A 26,075-nucleotide genomic window follows, 5' to 3' on the forward strand; every position below is an offset into this window, starting at 1 on the left:
GCATGCGGAGCACGGCGCTCAGATCTTGCCGGACAGTCCCAGGCGCATCCACAGTTCGGCAACGCCCGGCGGCACCGGCTCGCTGAAGTGGAATCCCTGCAGGAACTGCACGCCAAGGCCCTGCAGAAAGCGCGCGGTTTCGAGGTTCTCGACGCCCTCGACCACGATCTGCAGATCAAGGCCATGCGACAGCTGCACGATGGCCTGCATCACCCGCCGGCCCTCTTCCGTGTGCAGGCGCTGAGTGAACGATACGTCCACTTTCAGGATCTGCGCCGGCATCTCGTGCAATTGCGACAGCGACGAGTAGCCGGTGCCGAAATCATCGATCGCCAGCGCAAAGCCTGCAGCCCCCAACAGCTTGAGGTGCTTGAGCTGGCGCGAATAGTCGGTCAGCGCCACCGACTCGGTGATCTCGATGATCACATCGGCCGGGCGCAGTCGGAACTCGGCCAGCCGATCGACCAGGTTGGAGACGAAGCGCGGGGCGAAAAGCTGGCTGCGCGAGACGTTCAGCATCAGCTTCTGCGGCAGGCCGGCGTCACGCCATTCCCGCAGCTTGCACAGCGACTGGTGGGTCACCACTTCCGACAACTCCTGGATCAACCCGACCTTCTCGGCCATCGGGATGAAAAGCTCGGGACTGATCCAGCCACTCTTGTCGTCCTGCCAGCGCGCCAGCGCCTCGATGGCATACACCTCGCCGTTCTTGGCATGGATGATGGGTTGGTAGAACACCTGCAGGCTGCCCAGCCGGATCGCGTCGGACAGGCGCGCCTGGATCGCCACGTGTTCGCGTCCGAGCGACTTCAGATGCAGGATGTCGCTGTAGAAACAGGCATTGTTCCGACCGGCGTGCTTGGCGTGATACATGGTGTGGTCGGCCGCCGTGAGCAACTCCTCGCCCGATTCGGCGTTGTCCGGGAATATCGCGAAGCCGACACTGATGGTCGGCTTGGCTTCCATGCCGTCGAGCACCACGCCCTGGCGTGCGGCCTGACGCAGGCGGTTGGCGATATCGGGCAGCCGGGCGGTATCGGTGAGGTCGGGCAGCACCACCACGAACTCGTCGCCCCCCCAGCGCGCCAAGAGGTCGTTGTCGCGCAGCACCGACTTGAGCCGCTGTGCGAGGTTGATCAGCAGCTCGTCGCCGATCTTGTGGCCGAACGCATCGTTGATCTGCTTGAAATGATCGAGGTCGATGAAACCGAGCGCGACCTTGGTGTTGTCGCGCCGCGCACGATCCACCGCATGCGCCAGCGCCTGGTCCAGCAGCAGCCGGTTGGGCAGCTTGGTCAGGTTGTCATAGTGTGCAAGCTGGGTGATGTGCTGCTCGTTCAGATGCGCCACCGTCACGTCGCGCAGGACGCCGCGCACACCATGGCAGGCCCCGTCCGGGCCGCGCTGTGCGATCAGCCGGGCCTCCACCCACAGGAACTCGCTGTTCTCCTGCATCAGCCGGAAGCGCTGGCTGGCTGGGTCGGCCGAATTGAGCAGCCGGGCAAAGGTGGCATCCACACCGGCACGGTCCTCCGGATGCACCCACGTGAAAAGCTGCTTGCCCAGATCGAACGCCAGATTCCGCGGATCGAGCGCGCGCAGCTTTGCCCAGGCTGGGGTCGTCTCCTGCAACTCGCCCGCCGGGGTCATGTCGATGATGGCCTCCTCCAGCAGGTTGAGCGTATCGAGCATCACCTTCTTGCGCGCCGCATCCTGCGCCAGTTCGGTCACGTCGTGCACCAGCACCACCACGCGTGGCTCGCCCACGGTCACCGGCTGCAGCCGCGCATGCAGCCACACGCCCAGTTGCGGCAAGGCGCATTGCACCGAGAGGCTGCGGCCGCCCGCCAGCGCATCGGGGACGGCGCGGGCCAGCGGCTGCGCCATCTCCTGCGGCAATACCAGCGCCATCTGGCGGCCGGACAGGGTTTCGGCGGCCGGCAAGGCCGGATGGCCCGACCATACCTGCCCGATCACCCCATTGGGCGCGATCTCGAACACCATGTCCTCGGTCGCACCGACCAGCGCGCGCAGCCGCTGCTGGTTGGCAAGCATCGCCTCCTCCACCTGCAGACGGGTCAACGCCTGCGCAACGTGGTTGCCCAGCATCGCCAGGAGCTTGAGCTCGGTCTGGCTGCGTTCGCGGCGCTCGTCATCGTCAAGGAAGCACAGGAAACCGAACAATTCGCCACGGTTGAGCAAGGGGATGCACAGGATGCGCCGGGCGCCGATCTGCGCGAGCAGCATCTGTTCGGCCAGCGGCAGCTCCAGCAGCGATTTGTTGAGCACCATGCCCACCGCCAGCGTATCGGCCAGCAGCGGATAGCTTGCATATTCGAGCAGCTTGAGTGGCTCGGGCGTGATGGCGGCAAGACGGGTATGCGGATCGCGCCAGACGGAATTCATCCGGGCCGCGCCGCCGTCGGCGGCATTGAGATAGAGCCCGACCACGCTTGCACGCGTCACGTCCGCCAGCGCAGCCATCGCATCGAGCAGGCTGGATGGGCCTTCGTTGGTCAGGAGGCGCGCGACGACGCGGTCAAAGGCATCGAAATAGGCGTGATACAGGCCAAGTTCACGTTGTGCGGCAAAGCGCTCATCGTCGGTCGCCATCCACTCGGGCTTGGCCATGCACGGTCCCCCTGGGCGCCCGGCCCGGGTCGGGCAGACGCAATATAAAGCCCCCGCCGCGTTTTGGCTGGCGAGGGCCTGTAAGTTTGCGGGGGTCGCCGCGCCTGGTCAACCCTGGACTGACAAAGCAGCCGACACGGCGGCAGGGCGGAGCACCGGCTTCCCGAGGCTACGCCTTGGGCGCCGGCGGTTCGATCACCTCGGACCAGCCACATTCCTTCTGTGGGCACTTCTTTTCCACGCCGCGGCGCTTGGTGGTCTTGATGGTCAGCACCGGCCATTGGCACTTCGGGCACGCCTCGGCGAGCGGCGGGTCCCAGGTGGCGTAGTTGCATTTGGGATAGGTGCTGCACGAGTAGAACAGCTTGCCGTAGCGGCTCTTCTTTTCCTTGAGCGTGCCCTTCTGGCATTGCGGGCATTCGACGCCGGTATCCTTGGGCGGCTCCAGCGGCTCGATATGCTTGCACTTCGGATAGGCCGAGCAGCCGATGAACTTGCCGTAGCGCCCCTGCTTGATGTGCAGCACCGAGCCGCATTCGGGGCAGCTGCGCCCCTCGACCACTTCGGGTTCGACCGGGGCGGTGGCGGCATCCTCGTTCAGGTTGCGCGTGTAATCGCATTCCGGATAGGTGGTACAGCCGATGAAGCGGCCGCGCTTGCCAAGGCGGATGGCGAGCTTGTTGCCGCACTTGGGGCAATCCTCATCGAGCTCTTCCTGCGTCACTTCCTTGCGCGACAGCCCCTGCTTCTCCACCACCGTGTCGTGGAAACGTTTCCAGAACTCGTCGAGCACCGGCACCCACTCGCGTGAGCCGTTGGAGATCTCGTCGAGCCGATCTTCCATCTTGGCGGTGAAGTCGTAGTCGACGTACTGCGTGAAGTGCTCGGTGAGGAACTTGTTGACCACCTCGCCGGTATCGGTGGGAATGAAGCGCTTCTTGTCCAGATCGACGTATTCGCGATCCTTCAGCGTCTTGATGATGGAAGCGTAGGTGGACGGCCGGCCGATGCCGAATTCCTCCAGCGCCTTCACCAGGCTGGCTTCGGAATAGCGTGGCGGCGGCTGGGTGTAGTGCTGCTCGCCGAACAGCTTGTCGACCGGCAGCGCCTCGCCCTCCTCCAGCGCCGGCAGGCGGGCTTCGTCCTCGTCGTCCGGTTCGACATCGTCCGCGTCTTCCTGATAGACCGCGATGAAGCCGGGGAACACCAGCGTCTGGCCACTGGCACGGAACACGCCCTCGCCGACGGTGATGTCGACGCTGACGGTGTCGAACTTGGCCGGCGCCATCTGGCACGCCAGTGTGCGCTTCCAGATCATCTGGTACAGCTTGAACTGGTCAGGGCTCAGATAGGCCTTGATCGATTCGGGGGTACGGCCAATGGCGGTGGGGCGCACCGCCTCGTGCGCCTCCTGCGCGTTCTTCGACTTGTTCTTGTAGACCACCGGCGCATTTGGCAGGTAGTCCTTGTCGAAGTGGCTGCCGATATAGTCGCGGATGTCGGCGAGCGCCTCGTTGGACAGCGCGACTGCGTCGGTACGCATATAGGTGATCAAGCCGACCGTCTCGCCGCCGACGTTGATGCCTTCGTACAGCTGTTGCGCCGTGCGCATCACGCGGTCGGTGGTCATGCCAAGCTTGCGCACACCCTCCTGCTGCAATGTGGACGTGGTGAACGGCGCTGCCGGGCTACGCGACTTCTTCTTTTTCTCGACCTTGGTGACGCGCGCGTCATGGCCGGCCAGGCCCTTGACGATGTCGGCCTGCGCGGCCTCGGTGGGAATGTCGAACTGTTCGAGCTTCTTGCCTTGCCACTCGAACAGCTTGGCGCCGAACTTCTGCCGGCCCTTGTGGCTGTCCAGATGGATGGTCCAGTACTCCTGGCTCTGGAACACCCGGATCTCGGCCTCGCGCTCGCAGATCAGCCGCAGCGCCGGGCTCTGCACCCGGCCGGCCGACAGGCCGGAGCGCACCTTGCGCCACAGCAACGGCGACAGGTTGAAGCCCACCAGGTAGTCCAGCGCGCTGCGCGCCTGCTGTGCATTGACCAGATTGCTGTCGATGTCACGCGGATTGGCCACCGCCTGCTTCACCGCTGATTCGGTGATCTCGTGGAACACCACGCGCTTGAAGGTCTTCTCCGGTGTGAGCAGCTTCTTGCCCTTGAGGATCTCCAGGATGTGCCAGGAGATCGCCTCACCCTCGCGGTCCGGATCGGAGGCAAGGTAGACATGGTCGGCCTGCTTCACTGCATCACAGATGGCATCGACGTGCTTCTTGTTCTTGTCGATCACCTGGTACTTCATCTTGAACTGATTATCGGTGTCGACCGAACCATCCTTACGCACCAGACCGCGCACGTGTCCGTAGGACGCAAGGATCTGGAAGTCCTTGCCAAGATACTTTTGTAGCGTTTTGGCCTTGGATGGCGATTCAACGATCAGCAGGTTGGCAGGCATGGGATCGGATTCGGAGAAGTTGGCGCTTTATTTAATTAGTGGCGGAACATGGACAAGGCAAGCGCGGGCCCGGTTCACTGCGACGGCGGAGGCAATCAATGCAGGACGGCGTCGCTGCGGCCGAACAGGATGTCCTCGATCAGGAATCCGGCCCGCGCATGCCGCTGCGGCCAGACCGCCAGCAGCACCAGGCGCTGCAGCCGCTCCAGCCCGGTATGCAGGGGCGCATGGCCGTGCACGCGGTCCAGCACCAGCTCCCGTTCGGCGGCATCGAGCGCCCCCGAGCGTTCCAGGCTGAACCAGTAACCTATCGCCTCGGCCGACAGCAAGGCGAGTTCCTGCGGATGCAGCTGTCGTGCCATATGCCGGCCCGCCAGCGGGGCGTACGCGGCAAAATCGACCTGGTCGACCTCGTCAAGCCAGGCAAGCGCTTCGCCGATCTCGTCGTCCTCGAAACCGGCCTCGGCCAGCTCATGGGTCAGCCGCGGCAGATCGGGTGTCTCCTCGGCGTGGTGGAACACCTGAAACAGATAGGCCAGCACATCCAGCATACGTATTCTTTCGGCCCTTTCCCTGCCAAAACAAAAACCATCCCGCAGGATGGCCCGAGCGGCCACCCGAGGTACAGTCACTCGGTGCCCTATCGCCGCTGGTAGCGGCCTCCAGGCAGGGCGGCAATGGCCCCGTTCATTTCCAAACCCAGCAGAATTGCGCAGAGCCGGTCCGCAGTCAAGTTGCATCTTGCAAGCAGCGTATCGAAATCGACCGGATCATAGCCAGCCGCCTGCAATACCTTCCCTTCGTCGCCGTCAGGCGTCGCCACAGCCGCGACATCGGCTGCACGCGGTGGTGCCGATCGGCTGCCGCCCCAGCCCAACTCGCCCAACACGTCCTCGGCCGATTCGACCAGCTTGGCGCCGTCCTTGATCAGACGATGACAGCCACGGGCCACCGGCGAGTGGATCGAGCCGGGAATCGCGAATACCTCGCGCCCCAGTTCGGCCGCCTGCCTGGCCGTGATCAGCGAGCCACTGCCCAGCGCCGCCTCGATCACCAGCGTGCCGCGCGCCAGGGCGGCGATCAGCCGGTTGCGCCGCGGGAAATGCTCGGCACGCGGCATCGCGCCCAGCGCAAACTCCGACACGATCAGCCCTTGCTGCACGATCTGATGGGCCAAAGTGCGATTGGCCGCCGGGTAGACGCGATCAAGCCCCGTGCCGACCACGGCAACGGTCGAGCCCGGCCCGGAAAGGCCGCCGCGATGCGCTGCGGCATCGATGCCGGCCGCCAAACCGCTGACCACCGGATAGCCCGCCTGACTCAAGGCCCCGGCAAAGGCATAGGCATTGTCGAGCCCCTGCGGCGTGGCGTTGCGGCTGCCGACCACCGCCAATGCATCCAGGGCAAGCAGACCCTTGTTTCCCTTGAGGAACAGCACGGCAGGCGCGTCGGGCAGATCGAGCCAGACGCGGGGATATTCGTCGTCGGCCAGGGTCAGGAGATGGTTGCCCGGCTCGGACAGCCAGGCGAGGTGCGCGTCCACCGCTGCGTCGCAGGCCCCGTCGCGCGCGGCAAACCAGGGCTCGATCAGCTCGCCCGGCAACAGCGGCGCGAGTGCGGTGCGGGCGGCGCCAAGCGCAGCCTCGGGGTTCCCGAAGCTGCGCAGCAGCGCCAGTTGCCGCCGGGGCCCGACACCCGGCACCAGCGCAAAGCGCAGCCAAGTGCGGGCATCGGCGCCGGTCATCGAGGCGAATTCACCTCGTCACCCACGTTGACGGGCAGGGTGCTGTTCAACACCAGGCCGTACGAAACGCGCGGGAACACGCGGTAGATGAAGACATTGCCGCTCTTTTCCGGAGGCGTGAAGCGGTCCGGTTCTTCCTTGTTTTCCTTCTTGATCAGCCGCGGCGCCTTGAAGGCTTCGAGCACGCTGCCGATATCGAGGCCATCGTCGCTGCCGCGATTGAGCACGATGGTGGTGTAGGGCCCTGCCTCGGCCACACCGCCGTAGGCCGCGACCACCTTGGCCTTGACCTCCTGCTCGGGCGCATGCGGCGCGTAGTTCATGAACGGCATTTCCTCCGCCTCGATCAGGCGGCTGCCGATCGCCACTTCTTCGCGGTTGGCGACGATACGCAGCGTGGCCACCTCACCCGGCACATCGACCACCGCGTCGCCCAGGTAGTCCACCTCGGTGCCGATCACGCGCTTCTTCTCGGGATCGTCCGGGTCGATCAGCGGCCGTCCAGGACGGAACGCGTGCCAGGTGCTGCCGGCCTCGCCTTGCAGGTCCACGGCGTAGACCCGGTCACCCGCGGTGAAATACACCCGGTTGTCCGGGCCGGCGGCGATGCGCGGCGCGTTTGCGAGCCCGTCGTTGTCGATCACCAATGGGCGGTTGAGGAAAGGCTTGATCGCATTGAACGGGATGCTGGGTGCTGCATCACCGACCAGTTGCTCGGAGCGGATGCGCGGGCTCAGCTTGACGACGCCGTTCGTGCGGCCGGTATTGTTGGCATCGCGCAGCAGCCGCAACCGCGGCTCGGCCCCCGAGCGGTCCAGCAGGATCACGTCGCCTGGATAGATCCAGTGCGGATCCTTGATCTCCTGCTTGTTCAACGCCCAGATCTCCGGCCAGCGCCAGGGTTTCTGCAGGAATTTGCCGGAGATGTCCCACAGCGTGTCCCCCTTCACCACCACATAGCGGTCCGGCGCATTCTCCCGCAACGCCAGAGTGTCGGCATAGACCGAGCTGATGCTGCCGCTGACCAACAAAAGAAGGGATATAATCTTTTTTCGCATGGCGACGCTCAATGATTTTTGTTGCCGGCACGGCCGGTGGGCTGGCTTCGCAGGTACGGACGACGACCCTGAAAGCCATGTCCGCGATCCGCTGCGAGCCGATGCGGTATCCCTGCATACCGCTTACTGATTCTGCATACATTCTTTTTCCGCCGCAAGCTAACATGGCCCTTCTGAATATCCTTCAATATCCCGACGAACGCCTGCATATCGTCGCCAAGCCGGTCACGCAGTTCGACGAGGTGTTGCAAAAGCTGGTCGACGACATGGCCGAGACCATGTACGAGGCCCCCGGGATCGGTCTGGCCGCCACGCAGGTCAATGTGCACCAGCGCGTGATCGTGATCGATATTTCGGAAACCCGCGACCAGTTGCTGGTGCTTGTCAATCCGGAACTGAGCGCGCTGCAGGGACATACCACCTACGAGGAAGGCTGCCTGTCGGTACCCGGCATCTACGAGGAGGTGGAACGCGCGCAAGCGGTGACGGTGCGTGCGTTCGACCAGCACGGCGAGCCGTTCGAACTGCAGGCGGATGGTCTGCTGGCGATCTGCATCCAGCATGAGATCGATCATCTGGACGGCAAGGTCTTCGTCGAGAAGCTGTCGCGTCTGAAGCTCAACCGCATCGTGCAAAAGCTGAAGAAGAACCAGCGCAAGACCATGTGACCGGTTGCCGCAGCGCCGGCGTCGCCCTCCCCCATCCATTCCCGCGGACCTTGCCATGAAGCTTATCTTTGCCGGCACGCCTGACTTTGCGGCCGCCGCGCTCGCTGCGCTGCAGCAGGCGGGCCACGAGATCGCGCTGGTGCTGACCCAGCCCGACAGGCCGGCAGGCCGCGGCATGAAGCTGGTGCCTTCGCCGGTCAAGACCCTTGCGTTGCAGCACGGTCTGCCGCTCCACCAGCCCGAGAAGCTCCGAAGTGCCGAACAGCAGGCGCCGCTTGCCGCGGTGGGTGCCGACGCGATGGTCGTGGCCGCCTACGGCCTCCTGCTGCCGCAGGCGGTGCTCGACCTGCCGCGCCATGGCTGCCTGAACATCCACGCCTCGTTGCTGCCACGCTGGCGCGGTGCCGCGCCCATCCAGCGCGCACTGCTTGCCGGTGATGACCAGACCGGCATCACGATCATGCAGATGGATGCCGGGCTCGACACCGGTGACATGCTGTCGATCCACCCGATCGCGATCACCGCCACCGATACTGCGCAGACCCTGCACGACAAACTCGCGCAGCTGGGCGCACAGGCCATCGTCGACACCCTCGCGCAGTTGGGCGAACGCCAGGCGGCACGGGTGCCCCAGCCGCAGCAAGGCGTGACCTACGCCGACAAGCTCAGGAAGGACGAAGCCTGGGTCGACTGGACCCGCCCCGCAGCCGAGCTGGATCGGATGATCCGTGCGTTCAATCCGTTCCCGTCGGCGCAGACCCAGTTGGACGAAGCGCCGCTCAAGCTCTGGCAGGCCCGACCCACGGCAGGCGCAGGCATGCCCGGGCAGATCCTTGCGGCCGATCGTGCCGGCATTGTCGTCGCCTGCGGCGATGGCGCGCTCTGCATCACCGAGCTGCAGCGCGCGGGTGGCCGGCGCATCGATGCGGCCGCCTTTCTCGCCGGCAGCGCATTGCGTCCAGGCCAACGGCTGGGCTGAGCCCTTTCCGCCCCCGAATATGTTCATAACCCAGAAAATCGCTGCCCAGACCATCGTCGCGGTGCTGTCCGGCCAGAACCTGACCCAGGCGTTGGGCCAGGTATGGCGTAGCCAACGCGACCTCACGCCGCAGCAGCGCGGCGCCATCCAGGATCTGTGCTATGGCACGCTGCGCCACTTGGGGTTGCTCGAAGCGGTACTCGGCCAGTTGCTGCACAAGCCGCTGCACGAGCCGGCGCTGCGCGCGCTGCTGCTGGTGGCGCTCTATCAACTGCAGTTCACCCGCGCCGCGCCCTATAGCGTGGTCGATCATGCGGTCAAGGTCTGCGCCCATGTGAGCCGTGGCCCGGGCAAGGGCCTGGTGAACGCGGTGCTGCGCAACTTCCTGCGCGGGCGCGAGGCGTTGCTTGATATCGCGCAGGCCGAGGCACGCGGGCGCTGGTCGCATCCCGACTGGTGGATCGGTCTGGTGCGCGACGCCCATCCGCGGCGCTGGCAGGCGCTGCTCGAAGCAGGCAATCAGCATCCGCCGATGACGCTGCGCGTCAATCGACGGCGCGGCGACACCGCCGCCTATCTTGAGCGGCTGGCGCAGGCCGGCATCGGCGCACGCGCGCTCGATGACACGGCATTGCAGCTGTCCCAGCCGGTCGCGGTCGAACGGCTGCCAGGCTTCTTCGACGGCGATGCATCGGTGCAGGACTGGGGCGCCCAGCACGCGGCGCGGCTGCTGGATGCGCATGATGGCATGCGCGTGCTCGACGCCTGCGCCGCGCCCGGCGGCAAGACCGGGCATCTCTTGGAGCTTGCCGATGTCGCACTGACCGCGCTCGATGCCGATCCGGACCGGCTGGCGCGGGTGGCGGACAATCTGCAGCGCCTGCAGCGGTCGGCGCGACTGGTGGCCGGCGATGCCGCAACGCCCGCCGTCTGGTGGGACGGGCAGCCCTTTGATCGGGTATTGGCCGACGTGCCCTGCTCGGCCAGCGGGGTGGCACGCCGCCACCCGGACATCAAGTGGCTGCGGCGTGCCGAGGATATCGGCAGCTTCGCCGCGCAGCAGGCGGCGCTGCTGGACGCGCTCTGGGGGCTCGTGGCGCCGGGCGGCAAACTCCTCTATGCTACGTGCTCGATCTTTCCGGCGGAAAACGCAGAGCAGGCCGCGGCGTTCGCTGCACGGCACGCCGATGCGAGCCCTCTGCCCCTCGGGCCCGCCTTGCCGGAAGACGGACAGCTATTGCCCACGCCCGAGCACGATGGTTTTTTCTACGCCCTCTTCCAGAAAACCGCTGCCTAGATTCGCCTTGCTGCTGACGGGTTGGCTGTTTTGCCTGCTGGCCATGGCGCAGGAACCGGGCATCCGCGCGCGCGAGGCGGGCTACGACTACGCTGCCGACCATGTCGAGCTTTCCGCGCGCTTTGACGTGACCCTCAAACCCGGTCTTGAGGAAGCGCTCGCCAACGGCTTCACGCTGCCGTTCAGCTATGAATTCCAGCTCACCCGGCCCCGGGTGTATGCGTGGTGGAACAGCCTGTCGAGCTGGTTCGAACCCACCGCCCGGCTGGAATACCGGCTCTCCTACCACAGCCTGTCGCGCCAGTACCGGCTGCATCTGGGCAATTTCTACCGCAGCTTCGCCTCACTGCCCGAAGCGCTGACCGCGCTCGGGGTGGTGCGCGGCTGGGAAGTGCTGCGCGATTCCTCGATCGCCCGCAACAAGGAGACATTCTCGGGCCGTGTGCGGCTGCTGCTGGATGTGTCACAGCTGCCCAAGCCTTTGCAGCTCTCCGCACTGGGCAAGGATGAATGGGAGCTCGCCTCGCCCTGGGTGGACGTCCGGCGCGAACCGCCGCCCGACGCCGTGGAGACCGCACCATGAGGCTGGCCCTGCTGATCCTCGGCTCGATCGGCACCATCCTGCTGTTCCTGCTCGCCACCGCGGCGGGCAAGACCTCGGCATTCGCCGAGTACTACGACGAGCTGCTGGTCCTCAACATCCTGCTGCTCACCGGATTGCTGATCCTGGTGGGCACCCGGCTGTGGCGTCTGTTGCGCAAGGTGCGCGCCAAGGTGTTCGGCTCACGGCTGACCCTGCGCATGGTCTTGATGTTCGCCCTGGTGGCGGTGCTGCCGGGCACGCTGGTCTACACGCTGTCGGTGCAGTTTCTGAATCGCTCGATCGAAAACTGGTTCGACGTGCGGGTGGACAACGCACTCGACCGCGGGCTCAACCTGGGCCACAACGCGATCGATTATCAGCTCGGGGATCTGTCGCGCAAGGCCCACCTCGTGGCGCTGGACGTCCACGACGACAGCGGTGCGCCGCTGCTGAACCGGCTGACGCGACTGCGCGAGCAGCTGGGCGTGCAGGAAATCTCGGTGTTCGACGAATCGGGCAACACCATCGCGCACATCGGCAACGAGAATGCGGGCCTGTTCCCGGACCTGCCCGAGCGCACACTGCTGCGCCGTGCGGTGAGCGAGCCGGTAAAGAAACTGGAGGCACGCGCCGACACCGGACTGCTGATGCGCGCCATCGTGCCGATGCAGGGGCCCCGCTTCGGCACCCGCACCCGGCTGCTGCAGCTGCTGCAGCCGGTGCCCGAGCAACTGGCCGCCGACGCCGAACTGGTCGAGCAGGTGCGCAGCGAGTACAAGCAGCTTTCCGAGGCGCGCAGCGGGCTGAAGCTGGTCTACAGCCTGACGTTGACGCTGGCGCTGCTGATGGCGCTGCTGGGCGCGTTGGCGCTCGCCATCTACCTGTCGGACCGGCTGGCGGCGCCACTGTCGGTGCTGGCGCGTGCCACCCGCGCCGTCGCCTCGGGGGATTTTTCGCATCAGCAGCCGGTGATCAGTCGCGACGAGCTCGGCATCCTCACCCATTCGTTCAACCGGATGACGCGTCAGCTGGCCGAGGCGCGTGCCTCGTTGGAACAGCACCAGAACGAGCAGGCTGCGGCCAATGCCTACCTGCAGGCCATCCTGGGTTCGCTGTCGGCGGGGGTGCTGTCGTTCGACGAGGGCTGGCAGCTGGCGTCGGCCAACCAGAGCGCGCTGCGCATCCTGGGCATCGATCCGGACGCGCTGCAGACGCTGCCGCTGGCGCGCTGGCACGAGCGCTATCCGGCGCTGGGCGGATTCTGCGAGCGGGTGGCACAAGGCTTCCTGTGCGAGGATGAGCATTGGCAGTACCAGGTCGAAGTGGCCGAGAACACCCGCGTGCTCAACGTGCGCGGCACCCGGCTCTGGGTCAACGACGTCGAAGAGCACCGCGGCTTCCTGGTGGTGTTCGACGACATCACCGCGCTGATCTCGGCGCAGCGCGACGCGGCCTGGGGCGAGGTGGCGCGCCGCCTGGCACACGAGATCAAGAACCCGCTCACCCCAATCCAGCTCGCGGCCGAACGGCTGCAGCACAAACTGGCCGACAAGCTGGACGGCCCCGGCGCCGAGCTGCTCGGCCGCAACACCGAGAACATCGTCAAGCAGGTACAGGCGCTCAAGCAGATGGTCGACGCGTTCCGCGACTACGCGCGCAAACCGACCGGCAAGAAGAAGCCGCTCGACCTGCAGCAGCTGCTGGCCGACGTGCTGGTGCTGTACGAAGCCGCGCCGGTCTCGCGCATCGATACCGTGCACGCACCGCTGATCGTCGAGGGTGATGCCACCCATCTGCGACAGGTCATCCATAACCTGTTGCAGAACGCTCAGGACGCACTTCACGACGGCCCGCCGCGAGCGCAACCTCTGCAAATTTGCGTACGGACCGAAAAAGCCGATAAATTGGCCCGGCTTACGGTGGAAGACAATGGTTGCGGGTTCCAGGCCGAGATCCTGGCGCGGGTTTTCGAACCCTATGTGACGACCAAGCAGAAGGGCACCGGACTGGGATTGGCCATTGTCAGAAAGATCATCGAAGAGCACCGGGGCCGGATTGTGGCCGGCAACCGCGAAGAAGGCGGTGCTTACGTGAGAATTGAGCTGCCGCTCATGGAGGAATGAAGTTGCATAGTCAGGATATTCTGGTCGTCGACGATGAAATCGGCATCCGCGAGCTGTTGTCCGAGATCCTTCAGGACGAGGGTTACAGCGTGGCGTTGGCCGAGAACGCCGAGAAGGCGCGCACGCTGCGCAACCAGGCGCAGCCACGGCTGGTGTTGCTGGACATCTGGATGCCCGATACCGATGGGGTGACGCTGCTCAAGGAATGGGCACGCAATGGCCAGCTCACCATGCCCGTGGTGATGATGTCGGGTCACGCGACGATCGATACCGCGGTCGAAGCCACGCGCATCGGCGCACTCGACTTCCTTGAAAAGCCGATCGGCCTGCAGAAGCTGCTGGCCGCGGTGAAACGGGCGCTGGCACAGCCGGCGCAAGAGCCGCGCCCTAATGTGGCCTCGCTCACGCGGCTGGGCGAGGCCGATGCGATCAAGGAACTGGCAGTGGCGCTGGATGCCGCCGGCGCGGCGCAAGGTGCGCCCATCCTGCTGGTCGGCCCGCCCGGGGTCGGATTCGAGTTGTGCGCACGCTATCTCACCCCGCCCGGCCGCGCCTTCGTCGCGCCGCTGTCCAACGAGGATTTCGCCCTTGCGCCGCAGGAACTGGCGGCCAAGGCGGCCGGCGGCACGCTGTTCCTGCGCGACCTTGCGTACCTGGACCGACGCGCCCAGGCCGGGCTCAAGAGCGTGCTGCCCAGGCTGGAGAAGCACAAGGTACGGCTGGTATCGGCGTCGAGCCGGCCGCTGGATGCCCTCAGCGCCAGCGTCGATCCGGAGTTGCTGAAGGCGCTCTCGCAGCTGATCGTACCGATACCGGCACTGAGTGAGCACCGGGAGGACATTCCACGCATCGCCGAGGCGCTGCTGGCCGAGGCGGTCTCGCAGAACAAGCTGACGCCACGCCGCTTCAGCGCCGCGGCGCTGCAGCTCCTGGCCCGGCAGGATTGGCCGGGCAACCTGGACGAGCTGGCCAATGTGGTCAAGAGCCTCGCGCTGACCTGCCGCGAAGGCGAGATCGACCTGGGCCCGGTATCACGCATCCTGTCGCAGTTCTCGCCCGCCGGCAGCGTGCCACCCGCCCCGGTCGCCACCGAGAACGCCCCGCCGGGTGCCGTGGACATGGACCTGCCGCTGCGCGAAGCACGCGACCAGTTCGAAAAGTATTACCTGGAGCGGCAGATCGAACTGTCCGGCGGCAATATGAGCCGGGTGGCCGAGCGGATCGGGCTGGAGCGCACCCACCTGTACCGCAAGCTCAAACAGCTGGGCATCTCGATGCCCAAGAAGCAGCGGCCGCCGGAAGAACACTGAGGACGGGGCGACACCGTGGCCAACATCCTGATCCTGGGCGCCGGCCGGGTGGGCAGCTCGGTCGCCGAGCAGCTGGTGCACGAGCGCTACAGCGTGACCCTGGTCGATGAAAACCCGGCGCTGCTCAAGCCGCTGCAGGACAGGCTGGACCTGCGTGCGGTGGCAGGCAACGCCGCCAATCCGCAGGTGCTGGCCGAGGCTGGCGCCCGCGATGCCGACCTGCTGCTTGCGGTGACGCCCGGCGACGAGCTCAACCTGGTGGCCTGCAAGATCGCCCAGCAGCTGTTCAATGTACCGACCCGGATCGCACGTATCCGCAACCAGGAACTGCTCGCCTACCAGAGCCTGTTCAGCGAGGACGGGTTCGCCGTCGACCACGTGATCACCCCGGCGCAGATCGTCACCGACTATCTGCGCCGGCTGGTCGATACGCCCGAGGCGCTGCAGGTGCTGGAGTTCGCCGACGGACTGGCGCAGATGGTGGTGGTGCGGGTGGAGGCCAATGCCAGGATGGCCGGCCAGCCGGTCGCGGCGCTCGACGACCTGCTGCCCGGCATCGACCGGCGCGTGGTCGGCATCTATCGTCGCAACCGGCACGTGCGGCCCGACGGTGCCACCCGGATCGAAGTGGGCGACGAGGTGTTCGTCCTGGCGGCGACCAAGCATATGCGCGCCGTGATCCGCGTGCTGCACGGCGAGGAGCGGCGCGCCCGGCGCATCGTCATCGCCGGTGGCGGCAACGTCGGGCTGCGGCTGGCGCGCGCGCTCAAGGACGACTACCAGGTCAAGGTGATCGAGAACAACCGGGAGCGCGCCAACTGGCTTGCCGAACAGTTGCCCGAGGTACTGGTGCTGGCCGGCGATGCCACCGACGAGACCCTGCTCGACACCGAGCAGATCGAACGTACCGACCTGTTCCTCGCGCTGACCAGCGACGACGAGGACAACATCATGTCCGGCCTGCTGGCCAAGCAGATGGGCACGCGCAAGGTGATCGCGCTGATCAACCGCTCCCGCTATGTCGGGCTGCTGCAAGGCAGCCGCATCGACGTGGCGATCTCGCCGGCGCAGGCCACCATCGGCTCGCTGCTGGCATTCGTGCGCCAGGGCGACATCGTGGCGGTGCACAGCCTGCGCCGCGGCACCGCCGAAGCAATGGAGATCGTGGCCCACGGCAGCCGCGCCACCTCGCGCGTGGTCGGGCGGCGCATCGACGAATTGCACCTGCCCGACGGCGTCTATTTCGCCGCGGCGGTGCGCGATGGCGAAGTCATCATCCTGCATGGCGAGACCCCGATCGAATCGGAAGACCGGGTGATCGTGTTCTGCGACAACAAACGCCGCATCCGCGAAGTGGAGCAGCTGTTCGCAGTGAAGCTGGGCTTCTTCTGATGGCGCGCGCGTACTTCGGCGAGGCGGGCGAGCTGGTGCGCTCGGTGCCGCAACGGGTGCTGCCGGCGCTGAACGTGCTGGCACGGGTGGCGGTGATCTTCTCGCTGACCCTGTTGCTGCCCATCGCCATAGCCTGGTGGGGCGACGACGCCGGGCTGCACCCGTTCCTGGAGGCGCTGGGACTGCTGCTGCCGGCCAGCCTCGGGCTGATCGTGCTGACGCGGGACTACCAGCGTGAACTCAATCTGCGCGACGGCTTCGTGCTGGTGGTGGGCCTGTGGACCGTGCTGCCTGCCGCCGCCGCGCTGCCCCTGCTGCTGCACGACCCGGCGATGGGCATCGCCTACGCCTACTTCGAAGCCAGCTCGGCGTTGACCACCAATGGCGCCACCGCCATGGCCGGGCTCGATCAGCTGCCGCCGTCGATCAACCTGTGGCGGCACCTGCTCAATTGGCAGGGCGGAATGGGCATCCTGGTGCTGGCGGTGGCGATCCTGCCGATGCTGGGCGTGGGGGGCATGCAGCTCTACAAGGCCGAGACGCCCGGCCCGATCAAGGACGCCAAACTCACACCGCGCATCCGCGAGACCGCGCGCAATCTGTGGCTGATCTACGCCGGGCTGACCGTCGCATGTGCGCTGCTGCTCAAGTACCTGGGCGGCATGGACTGGTTCGACGCGGTGTGCCACGCCTTCGCCACCCTGAGCCTTGGCGGTTTCTCCACCCGCGATGCCGGCATCGGCCATTATGACTCGCCGGTGATCGAAATCATCCTGATCGTGTTCATGCTGCTGGCGGCGATCAATTTCGCCACCCATTACCTGGCGCTGAGCAGCCGGCGCCTGCCGGCCTACTGGCGCGATTCGGAATGCAAAGCGATGTTGTGCCTGATCCTTGCAGGCACGCTGCTGCTGGCCGGCGTGCTGGTGTGGCGCGGCACCTACGCCGGCTATGACACCGCGCTGCGGCACGTAGCATTCAACCTGGTCTCGCTTGCCACCACCAGCGGCTTTGCCAGCACCGACTACGGCCAATGGCCGCTGGTGGTGCCCCTGGCGATGCTGTTCCTGTCCTGCTTCACCGCCTGCGCCGGCTCCACCGGCGGCGGCATCAAGATGTTGCGCACCATCGTGCTGGTACGCGAAGCGGGTCGCCAGTTCGTCACGCTGCTGCATCCCAACGCGGTGCGTCCGCTGCGGGTGAACGGCAACGCCCTGCCCGGCCAGGTGCTGTTCGCGGTGCTGGGCTTTATCTTCCTGTACTTCATGAGCGCGGCCTGCCTGACCTTTGCCATGCTGTTGACCGGCCTTGATCTGCTGTCCAGCCTGACCGCCGTGATCGCCTGCCTGAACAACGCCGGCCCCGGGCTGGGCGTGGTCGGCCCGGCCGCCAACTACGGCGTGCTCAGCGAAACGCAGATCTGGATCTGCACCTTCGCCATGCTGCTGGGCCGGCTGGAGATCGTCTCGGTGCTGGTGCTGTTCACGCCGGCATTCTGGCGCAGCTGACGCCAGGCCCCCTCGCGCGCCATGGAAGTCTTCTTCACCGGCCTGCTGCTTTCGCTGTCGCTCTGCCTGGACCTGGGCATCGTCAACGTGGCGCTGATCGACGCCAGCCTGAAATACGGTGCGCGTCCGGCATTGTGGCTGGGCCTTGGCTCCTGCTTCGGTGACCTGGTCTACGCCGTGCTGTCACTGGCCGGCATGCACGCGCTGCTGCGGTTCGAAGCGATGCAATGGGCCACCTGGCTGGGTGGCGGCACGGTCATGCTGTGGCTGGCATTCCGGATGGCCCGCGAAGCATGGCGCGATGCACGCGCCGCACCGGTTGGGCACCCGCCGCTCCCGGCGTCGCACCATCTGTTCCGGCGGGGCGTCACGCTGGCGCTGGCCTCGCCGTCGGCCATCCTGTGGTTTGCCGCTGTCGGCGGCAGCCTGATTGCGCGGGCCACCGATGGCAGCGCCGCCTCGGCAGCGCGGCTGCTGGCCGGCTTCCTTGCCGGCGGGCTGGGCTGGTCGGTCTGCATCACCCTCAGTGCCAGCCGTGGCGGCAAGCTGCTGGGCCCCCGCTTCATCCAGGGTTGCCATGGCCTGTCGGCGCTGCTGTACCTGTATTTCGCTGCGCTGGTGCTGAGCAACGGCGCACGCAACCTGTTGTGACGCGGGCCGCCGCGCCAGCCGTGCCCGATCGGCAATGGCGTGCGCGCCATGATCAGTAGGCAGTGCCCAGCACGACGGGGCGGCGCAGGTGCAGACGCTGCCGGCCTGCAGTCAATGCCACCTCCAGTGTCAGCCGATCGCCCGGCGACAGATACGGTGCCGGGCAGCCACGCGCCACGCCACGCAGTACCGGCGGTGGGCCGGCTTCGACACGGGTCTCCCCGGCCGACACCGGCTGCCGCCACCGCGAGCGGCCGGGTTGATGCAGGGTGACGGTATGCGGGACCAGCAGGGCCGGCAGTCGGCCGCCGCGGGCCTGCACCGAAAAGACCACGATCAGCGAACGGCACTGGCGCTTCTGGCCTGGCTCAGACACCGTGGGCATCCGGTTCAGATAGACGGTGGCATCCAGCTGCAGCGTATCCGCACCCGGCACCGCGGCGAGGCCGGGCGACGCGAGCAGGCCGGCCAGCACGCCGAGCACGACAGTGGCACGGCGCGCGTCGCCGCGCTTCACTCGGCGATCTCGACCCGTCCGCGGCCGGTGTGCTTGGCACGGTACAGCGCCTCGTCGGCGCGCAGCACCAGCGCACGGCCGTTCTCGTCCGGATTGAGCTTGGCAATGCCGGTGGAAAAGCTGATCTCCACGCGCTGGTTGTGATGCATGAAGGCACTCTTGCTCGCCACCAGCCGCATCCGGTCGACCATGAAGCTCGCGCCCGGCAGATCGGTCTCGGGCAGCAGCACCAGGAACTCCTCGCCGCCGTAGCGGATCAAGAGGTCCGTTTCACGCAGCACGGCACGGGCAAGGTTGGCCACGTGCACCAGCACCTGATCGCCGACCAGATGGCCGAAGCGATCGTTGATCTGCTTGAAGTCGTCCAGGTCGAACAACACCGCGCACAGCTTGCCGTCCGAACGATGCGCCCGCTTGACCTCGCGCGACAGCAGATGGTCCAGCCCCTGGCGGTTGAGTGTGCCGGTGAGCGGGTCCTGCTCCATCATCTTGCGGTTGAAGGCGAGGTCTTCCTCGATATGCTTGACCGATTCGCGGATGGCGCTGATGTCCTCGTGCGAGGACGAGACCGAGGCATGCAGGTTGTGGGTGGAGCTGATGATGTCCTCAAGCAGCGCCTCCACGTCCTTGTGCATTTCCTCTTCGTTCAGGAGCCGCGTCAGGCGCGCATGGCGCACGTGCTGCAGCTGTCCCAGGCTCGCGGCCATGTTCTCGCCGCTTTCGTGCAGCGATTCCAGGAGCTGCACCGTGGTGTCATTCACCTCGGCCAGGGCATCGTCGAGCTTGCACAGCACCTGCCAGGCGTGCTGGAGTTCGTCGTTGGTCTTGGTACCGGGCGACTTGACCGTGACGATCGCGTTGTAGAATTGCGCGTAGTTCTCCGGGGTGGGCGGCAGTCCACGTTCGGCCAGGCGCTTGAGCGCGATACGCGCAATCTCTACTGGATTGACCGACGGCGTAGGAGACGTCATGGGCAAGATCTGTGTTGTTATGTTGAACTGCGGCTTGAACCCGTTGATTCTACGCAAACCCCGTTTCACACGCCACGCCGTTGATTGACCCGCACCCTTATCCCTCCGCAACCACAGACCAGTCTTTATGCATATCCATATCCTCGGTATCTGCGGCACCTTCATGGGCGGCATCGCTGCGCTGGCGCGCGCGAGCGGCCATACCGTCACCGGCTGTGACGCCAACGTCTACCCGCCGATGTCCGACCAGCTCCAGGCACTGGGCATCACGCTGATCGAGGGCTGGGACCCGGAACAGCTGAAGCTGGACGCCGACCTCTATGTGGTCGGCAACGTGATGAAGCGCGGCAATCCGCTGATGGAGGCGATCCTCGATCGCGGATTGCCCTACACCTCGGGGCCGCAATGGCTGGGCGAGCATGTGCTGCACGGCAAATGGGTGCTCGCGGTGGCCGGCACGCACGGCAAGACGACCACGACCTCGATGCTGGCCTGGATACTTGAATATGCCGGCCTCGCACCGGGCTTCCTGGTCGGCGGCATTCCGGAGAACTTCGGCGTCAGCGCGCGCCTGCCGGGGCCGCCGTCCCAGGACCCACACAGCGTCTCGCCGTTCTTTGTCATCGAAGCGGACGAATACGACACGGCCTTCTTCGACAAGCGCAGCAAGTTCGTGCATTACCGGCCGCGCACCGCCATTCTCAACAACCTCGAATTCGACCATGCCGACATCTTCGCCGACCTCACGGCGATCGAGACCCAGTTCCATCATCTGGTACGCACCGTACCGGGCAATGGCCGGCTGATCGTCAACGGCGGCGAGGCCAGCCTCGGACGCGTGCTGGCGCGCGGCTGCTGGAGCGACGTGGAATCCTTCGGTGTGGCCGAGGGCTGGCAGATCGGCACGCGCCACGACGACGGCTTCGACGTGCTGTTCGGGGGCGAGCCGCAGGGCCGGCTGCGCTGGGCATTGCTGGGCGAGCACAACGCACTCAACGCGCTTGCCGCCATCGCCGCGGCACGCCATGCCGGCGTCGCGCCTGTACAGGCCATCGAGGCACTCTCCCGCTTCGCCAACGTCAAGCGCCGGATGGAGGTCAAGGGCGTGGCGGCGGGGGTGACCGTGTACGACGATTTCGCCCACCATCCCACCGCGATCGCCACCACGCTGGCCGGTCTGCGCCGCAAGGTGGGGCAGGCGCGCATCCTTGCGGTGCTCGAACCGCGCTCCAATACCATGAAGCTGGGCACGATGAAGGAGGCGTTGCCCGGCGCACTGGCCGCGGCCGATCTGGTGTTCTGCTACGGCAACAACTTGGGGTGGCAGCCGGCCGAGGCGCTGGCGCCACTGGGAGCGCGCGCCCGCAGCTTCGATGATCTGCAGGCGCTGGTGCACGCGGTCACCACCGCCGCCCGCCCGGGCGATCACGTGCTGGTGATGAGCAACGGCGGCTTCGGCGGCGTGCACGGCATGCTGCTGACGCAGTTGGCACACGAGGGCGCATAGCAGCGCTGCCGGAAGCCGGCATCACATGGACGGCGGCGCACAGCAGCGCCGCCTTTACATGCCGGTGGCAAAGATTACATGGCGCGCCGCGCGGGGCCGTCAGCCCTCCTTGCGGATCACGGTCACCATGCCATTGGGCTCCATGAAGGCGGACTTGACCTGGGCCACGTCGTCCACCCCCTGTTCGCGCAGCTTGCTCATCAGCTCCTCCCGGGTGATGAACTCGCGGCGCAGTGCCCGGTACAGGATGTGGCCGTTGCGGACCAATGGCAGCGGCGGCGGTTGCAGGATGCGCTGCATGCGGGGAAAGCGGAAGCTCAGCCAGTCGAGCAATACGTTCCAGAACACCAGCGTGCTGACCAGCACACAGCCTTCCAGCAGCGATTTGACATCGCCCGCCATCGGCTGCTGGATCGCTTCGGAGATGATCACCACCAGCAGGACATCCGAGATACTGACCGAACCCGTATCACGTCTGAGGATCAGCCTGAAGATCAGGAACAGGAACCAGAAGATGAAGCTGCCGCGCAGCACCGTCTCCCAGAGCGGCTGGTTCAATTCCCAAAACAGATCCCACGACATCCGCTTCTCCGCGCAACGTGATGCCGCTGGCGCAGCAAGTTGCGTACCCGAAGCACATGGCGCCATGCTGCCATGGTGCCTGGCGATGTTGCATGACATCGCCCCAGGGCGACCCGGGCAACCGTGCGGTGCAGTCATGGTTGGTAAGACCGCAGGCGGCGGGTGACGCCACGCGGCGTCGGTGCGCGCTACTCGGGCAGATCGCCACCACGCGGCGGGCGGGTGCGCGATTCGAGCTTGCCCAGGCCGCTTTCGAGCTGCCGCCGCAGCTTGTCGATCGCGCCGTCCAGCGCCAGTCCGAGGTCGCCGGCCTGGTGCACCGCAGCCTGCGGCGCCAGCCCGGCCAGCCGCGCTTCGAGCGTGCAGCGGATATCGTCCGCGCCACCCTTGGCCCCGTTGTCGTCGCTGAAGTGCGCATCGATCCGGGTCAATTGCCCGTCAAAGCGCGCGAATGCCTCGCGCAATGTGCTTTCCACATCGGCAGCCAGCCGCTCGTTGCCATTGATGTGATGATCGGTCCTGACCTGAATCTGCATACTTGGCTCCTGGTAGCGGAACGAAAACGCTCAGCGCGCCAGTGCTGTCAGCACTTCGCGGCTGGGCACGAAGAAGGCGGCGCCACTGACCGCGCGGGTGTAGTTCAGCATGTGATCGACCCGGCCATCGGCAGTGGGCGCCACCATGCGTGTCAGCATCTTTTCGAAATGGCGCGGTGTGCGGCAGTAGGAGGCGAACATGAGGCCCTTCTCGCCGCCCGGCAGGCCATACGGCATGGAGTGGCGCAGCAGTGCCAGCTTCTGTGTGCCTTGCCCGATCTCGACCCGTCGCACATGGGCGGTCAGTGGTTTGTCCTCATCGTTCAGCGCCTGATCGGCCTCCTTGGTGCGGCCGATCACCGCCTCCTGTTGCTTGACCGGCAGCTTCTGCCATTCGTTCATCCGGTGCACATAGCGCTGCACATGCACATAGCTGCCGCCGGCCCAGGCCGGGTCCTCGTCACCCACCAGCGCGGCCTCGGCACGCGCCTGGCCGACCGGGTTCTCGGTTCCCTCGGCAAAGCCCGTCAGATCGCGTCCGTCGCGATAGCGGAAGCATGCGCAGGTCTCGACCGGGTCGTACCATTCGCCAAGCTCGGCCACCAGCCGCTCTCCCAGCTCGAACAGCAGGTCGCAGCGTTCGCCGCGCAGGTGCAGCAGCAGGTCGGCATCGGTGGCCGGTGCCGGGTGGATGGCGCCGGGAATGCGCGGAAAGCTCCGCAGCTCCTTGGGCGCGTCCGGACCGAACAGATCCGGCCATGCTTCGGCACCGATGCCGAGCGCGCCCAGCGTCAGGCTCTCGGTCGCCTCGCCGGCCAGGGTATCGATGCGCGCCGGCACGCCGGCCAGCAAGGTACGCAGCGTCGCATCGGCCCGCCGGCCGAGCCGGCGCCGCAGCATGACGAACAAGGCGTGGCCGGACGCCGCCGGCAGGATGCCGCTTTGCGGAGTGGGCATGCTCATGTTTCCTGTGCGAAATCCCAGATGGCGGGCAGCCACCGGGTGTAGTCCTGAAATGAATGGTCGCCGCCTTCGATCACGGTCTGGCGGCTGCCCGGGTAGGCGGCAAGTGCCTCGCGGTAGTCGAGCACTTCATCGCCGGTCTCGACGAGCACCCAGTAGTGCGCCGGATCGCTTGGCGTGCGCTCGAAGGCGCGCAGCTTTCCGGCGTAGCACTCGTCGATCAGATACACCTCGCCGGTATGGTAGTTGCGCTGGGGTCCGAGATAGTGCTGCAGCGATGCATAGGGGCGCACCGCCGGATTGATCAGCACAGCGCGACCACCATGCTCCTCGACCAGCCAGGTCGCCAGATAGCCACCAAGCGAGCTGCCGACGAAGCACAGCCGCTCGCCCTTGAGCTTGTCGAGCAGCTGCCGCAGCGTGTTGGCCGCCTCCTCGGGTTCGAGCGCGATCTGCGGGCAGTGGAAATAGTCGGACAACCCCTGCTCGGCCATCCATACCGCCGTCGCCTGCGCCTTCCTGGAAAAGGGACTGGAGAGAAAGCCGTGCAGGTAGACCAGATGCGTCATAAGCGGTTTCCAGGTGTGCCGCTCACGGCAGCAGCAGGGTCGATCCGGTGGTGACACGGGCAGCCAGGTCGCGATGCGCCTGCGCCACGTCCGCCAGCAGGTAGCGTTGGCCGATGTTGGCTGCGACCTCGCCGCGGGTCACCATCGTGAAATAGTCGGCTGCCGTATCCAGCAGTTCCTCACGGCTGGCCACATAGTGGCCCAATGTCGGCCGGGTCAGGTAAAGCGAGCCCTTTTGCGACAGGATGCCGGGTGAGAACGGCGGCACGGCACCTGAGGCGTTGCCGAAGCTCACCAGCATGCCGCGTGGTGCCAGACAGTCAAGCGAGCCTTCGAAGGTGGCAGCACCGACGCCGTCGTACACCACGGGCACCCCGGCGCCCTGCGTCAGCTCGCGCACCCGTGCCACCCAATCCTCGCTGTGATAGTCGATCACATGATCGCACCAGGGTCTGACCAGCGCGGCCTTGGCAGGCGACCCCACGGTGCCGATCACGGTGGCACCGAGCGAGCGCGCCCACTGGCAGGCGATCTGGCCGACGCCACCAGCGGCGGCATGGATCAGCACCGTCATGCCGGGCTGCACCTTGAAGGTCTGCTTGAGCAGGTATTGCGCGGTCATGCCGCGCAGCAGCGTGCCGGCGGCAACGTCGTCCGGAATCTCGGCCGGCACCGGCACCAGCCGTGCCGCGGGGTACAGCCGGTGCGTGGCATAGCTGCCGGGCGTGCCGCCAGCGTAGGCGACCCGGTCACCGGGCGCGAATTCGACCACCCCGTCACCGACTGCCTCGACCACGCCGGCGGCCTCCTGCCCCAGTCCCGACGGCAGTGGGACCGGATACAAACCGCTGCGCTGGTAGGTATCGATGAAATTCACGCCAATGGCGGTATGGCGCAGCAAAACCTCGCCAGGTGCCGGCAGCGGCAACTCGACCGGTTCGAATGCAAGGACTTCGGGATCGCCGTAGCGGGCAAAACGGATTTGGCGTGCAAGAATGGACATATATGAATGGAAGGTGGTTTGTCGGAAGGAAATCGGGGCCTTTCCCGGAAATTAAAGCCTCCGATACGCCGCCTTGCGACAAGCTAAGTGGTGATTGTTACCTAAGCTATAGACCGTGCCGTCGGGCGCTGCTGCCGGCGCATGCACCCGCGCCGGCAGCAGCAGCCCGGGTCAGGCCAGGATATGCATGCCGCCGTCGACATAGAACACGCTGCCGGTGATCATCTTGGCGCCTGGCTCACACAGGAAGGCCACGGCCTCGCCGACATCGTCGATGTCGATCAACGCCTGCAGCGGCGCCCGGCGGCTTGCCTCCTCGATCAGATGGTCGAATTCGGGAATACCGGAGGCGGCCCGGGTACGTACCGGCCCGGGCGACACCGCATGCACGCGGATGCGGCGCGGCCCCAGCTCTGCGGCCAGGTAGCGGGTGGTGGCCTCGAGCGCAGCCTTGACCGGCCCCATCACACCGTAGTTGGGCACGACCTTCTCGGCACCGTAGTAGCTCATCGTGATCAGCGTGCCGCCCTCGGTCATCAACGGCTCGGCAAGCTTGGCGGTGCGGATGAACGAGTGGCAGGAGATGTCCATCGCACGCGCGAAGCCGGTGGCCGAGCTGTCGACCACGCGGCCGTGCAGGTCTTCCCTGGTGGCGAATGCGATGGAATGGATCACGATGTCGACCCTGCCCCATTGCTGCCGCACCGCCTCGAACGCGGCCTCCAGGCTGCCCGGCTCCTCCACGTTGCAGGGCACGAACACGCCGGGTGCCAGCTCGGACAACAGCGGCTCCACGAAATCGCGGGTACGGTCGTTCAGATAGGTGAGGGCCAGCTCGGCGCCCTGCGCCTTGAGTGATCTGGCCACGCCATAGGCGATGGAATGTGCGTTGGCGATGCCGATGACAAGGGCCACCTTGCCGGCAAGAGGTGTCGTAGCCATAAAAAGCCTCGTTCACGGATGAAAAGGGAAGCGGCGCAACCGGATGTTGCACCACAACATGATCAGACGCGAGCCCTGGCCGC

General features: G+C 66.1%; 23 protein-coding genes. 10 read left to right on the forward strand and 13 right to left on the reverse strand.

Translation table 11 applies throughout. From position 1 onward, the window contains the following. Positions 1-18: 18 nt before the first annotated feature. The 5 genes from N8I74_RS17235 to N8I74_RS17255 form a co-directional block, all read right to left on the reverse strand. Complete coding sequence (locus N8I74_RS17235) at positions 19-2,631, reverse strand: bifunctional diguanylate cyclase/phosphodiesterase (protein WP_263124401.1); 2,613 nt, start codon at positions 2,629-2,631, stop codon at positions 19-21. Between the two features lie 169 nt (positions 2,632-2,800). Further along, positions 2,801-5,089, reverse strand: a complete 2,289-nt coding sequence (topA, locus tag N8I74_RS17240; RefSeq protein WP_263124403.1) for a type I DNA topoisomerase — start codon at positions 5,087-5,089, stop codon at positions 2,801-2,803. A gap of 95 nt (positions 5,090-5,184) precedes the next feature. Further along, entirely contained in the window at positions 5,185-5,640 is a 456-nt protein-coding gene (locus N8I74_RS17245) for a DUF494 domain-containing protein (RefSeq protein ID WP_263124405.1), read from the reverse strand. An 89-nt stretch (positions 5,641-5,729) separates the two neighbouring features. Continuing rightward, positions 5,730-6,833, reverse strand: a complete 1,104-nt coding sequence (gene dprA, locus N8I74_RS17250) for a DNA-processing protein DprA (protein ID WP_263124406.1) — start codon at positions 6,831-6,833, stop codon at positions 5,730-5,732. Next, positions 6,830-7,891 carry a LysM peptidoglycan-binding domain-containing protein gene (locus tag N8I74_RS17255; RefSeq protein WP_263124407.1) on the reverse strand — a complete coding sequence of 354 codons (1,062 nt, stop codon included), beginning with the start codon at positions 7,889-7,891 and terminating at the stop codon, positions 6,830-6,832. The genes dprA and N8I74_RS17255 overlap by 4 nt, the downstream gene beginning before the upstream one ends. Before the next feature lie 164 nt (positions 7,892-8,055). Here N8I74_RS17255 and def point away from each other — a divergent pair, with 164 nt between their 5' ends. The 9 genes from def to N8I74_RS17300 are packed head-to-tail and all read left to right on the forward strand — an operon-like array spanning position 8,056 to position 18,402. Beyond that, positions 8,056-8,559 (forward strand): peptide deformylase, encoded by a 504-nt coding sequence (gene def / locus N8I74_RS17260; RefSeq protein WP_263124409.1) that lies wholly within the window; start codon positions 8,056-8,058, stop codon positions 8,557-8,559. Between the two features lie 55 nt (positions 8,560-8,614). Further along, entirely contained in the window at positions 8,615-9,538 is a 924-nt protein-coding gene (fmt, locus tag N8I74_RS17265) for a methionyl-tRNA formyltransferase (RefSeq protein WP_263124410.1), read from the forward strand. Positions 9,539-9,557: 19 nt separating this feature from the next. Beyond that, positions 9,558-10,835: a 16S rRNA (cytosine(967)-C(5))-methyltransferase RsmB gene (gene rsmB, locus N8I74_RS17270; protein ID WP_263124411.1), complete on the forward strand. Its 1,278-nt coding sequence runs from the start codon at positions 9,558-9,560 to the stop codon at positions 10,833-10,835. Positions 10,836-10,842: 7 nt separating this feature from the next. Next, positions 10,843-11,418, forward strand: a complete 576-nt coding sequence (locus N8I74_RS17275; protein ID WP_263124412.1) for a DUF4390 domain-containing protein — start codon at positions 10,843-10,845, stop codon at positions 11,416-11,418. Next, a complete protein-coding gene (locus N8I74_RS17280; protein ID WP_263124413.1) occupies positions 11,415-13,541 on the forward strand; it encodes a sensor histidine kinase in 2,127 nt (708 codons plus the stop codon). Before N8I74_RS17275 ends, N8I74_RS17280 begins: the two co-directional genes overlap by 4 nt. Before the next feature lie 2 nt (positions 13,542-13,543). Then, positions 13,544-14,851: a sigma-54-dependent transcriptional regulator gene (locus N8I74_RS17285; RefSeq protein WP_263126767.1), complete on the forward strand. Its 1,308-nt coding sequence runs from the start codon at positions 13,544-13,546 to the stop codon at positions 14,849-14,851. A gap of 15 nt (positions 14,852-14,866) precedes the next feature. Then, positions 14,867-16,243, forward strand: a complete 1,377-nt coding sequence (gene trkA, locus N8I74_RS17290) for a Trk system potassium transporter TrkA (protein WP_263124414.1) — start codon at positions 14,867-14,869, stop codon at positions 16,241-16,243. Further along, positions 16,243-17,751 carry a TrkH family potassium uptake protein gene (locus N8I74_RS17295; protein WP_263124415.1) on the forward strand — a complete coding sequence of 503 codons (1,509 nt, stop codon included), beginning with the start codon at positions 16,243-16,245 and terminating at the stop codon, positions 17,749-17,751. Before trkA ends, N8I74_RS17295 begins: the two co-directional genes overlap by 1 nt. A gap of 21 nt (positions 17,752-17,772) precedes the next feature. Beyond that, on the forward strand, positions 17,773-18,402 hold the full coding sequence (locus N8I74_RS17300; protein ID WP_263124416.1) for a LysE family translocator: 630 nt from the start codon (positions 17,773-17,775) through the stop codon (positions 18,400-18,402). 52 nt (positions 18,403-18,454) lie between these two features. Here N8I74_RS17300 and N8I74_RS17305 read toward each other — a convergent pair whose 3' ends face one another. Both N8I74_RS17305 and N8I74_RS17310 read right to left on the reverse strand, forming a co-directional pair. Continuing rightward, positions 18,455-18,919, reverse strand: coding sequence for a hypothetical protein (locus N8I74_RS17305; RefSeq protein WP_263124418.1), 465 nt, complete (start codon positions 18,917-18,919; stop codon positions 18,455-18,457). After that, positions 18,916-19,890, reverse strand: coding sequence for a GGDEF domain-containing protein (locus N8I74_RS17310; protein ID WP_263124419.1), 975 nt, complete (start codon positions 19,888-19,890; stop codon positions 18,916-18,918). Before N8I74_RS17310 ends, N8I74_RS17305 begins: the two co-directional genes overlap by 4 nt. A gap of 127 nt (positions 19,891-20,017) precedes the next feature. On the opposite strand from N8I74_RS17310, the gene mpl reads away from it, so the two are divergent. Continuing rightward, the gene (gene mpl / locus N8I74_RS17315; RefSeq protein ID WP_263124421.1) at positions 20,018-21,397 is read left to right on the forward strand and encodes a UDP-N-acetylmuramate:L-alanyl-gamma-D-glutamyl-meso-diaminopimelate ligase; all 1,380 of its coding nucleotides are present in this window, start codon (positions 20,018-20,020) and stop codon (positions 21,395-21,397) included. Positions 21,398-21,496: 99 nt separating this feature from the next. Here the strand turns inward: mpl and N8I74_RS17320 are convergent, their stop codons facing one another. The 6 genes from N8I74_RS17320 to fabI form a co-directional block, all read right to left on the reverse strand. Beyond that, the gene (locus N8I74_RS17320) at positions 21,497-21,979 is read right to left on the reverse strand and encodes a DUF421 domain-containing protein (protein WP_263124422.1); all 483 of its coding nucleotides are present in this window, start codon (positions 21,977-21,979) and stop codon (positions 21,497-21,499) included. A 188-nt stretch (positions 21,980-22,167) separates the two neighbouring features. After that, positions 22,168-22,515 carry an HPF/RaiA family ribosome-associated protein gene (locus N8I74_RS17325; RefSeq protein ID WP_263124423.1) on the reverse strand — a complete coding sequence of 116 codons (348 nt, stop codon included), beginning with the start codon at positions 22,513-22,515 and terminating at the stop codon, positions 22,168-22,170. A gap of 30 nt (positions 22,516-22,545) precedes the next feature. Continuing rightward, the gene (locus N8I74_RS17330) at positions 22,546-23,472 is read right to left on the reverse strand and encodes a Dyp-type peroxidase (protein ID WP_263124424.1); all 927 of its coding nucleotides are present in this window, start codon (positions 23,470-23,472) and stop codon (positions 22,546-22,548) included. A gap of 2 nt (positions 23,473-23,474) precedes the next feature. Further along, a complete protein-coding gene (locus N8I74_RS17335; protein WP_263124425.1) occupies positions 23,475-24,047 on the reverse strand; it encodes a YqiA/YcfP family alpha/beta fold hydrolase in 573 nt (190 codons plus the stop codon). Positions 24,048-24,069: 22 nt separating this feature from the next. Then, positions 24,070-25,050, reverse strand: coding sequence for a quinone oxidoreductase family protein (locus N8I74_RS17340; RefSeq protein ID WP_263124426.1), 981 nt, complete (start codon positions 25,048-25,050; stop codon positions 24,070-24,072). Between the two features lie 171 nt (positions 25,051-25,221). Further along, positions 25,222-25,992, reverse strand: coding sequence for an enoyl-ACP reductase FabI (gene fabI / locus N8I74_RS17345; protein ID WP_263124427.1), 771 nt, complete (start codon positions 25,990-25,992; stop codon positions 25,222-25,224). Positions 25,993-26,075: the final 83 nt, after the last annotated feature.

It is taken from the genome of Chitiniphilus purpureus (assembly GCF_025642115.1).
In the GTDB taxonomy this organism is placed as follows: Bacteria; Pseudomonadota; Gammaproteobacteria; order Burkholderiales; family Chitinibacteraceae; genus Chitiniphilus; species Chitiniphilus purpureus.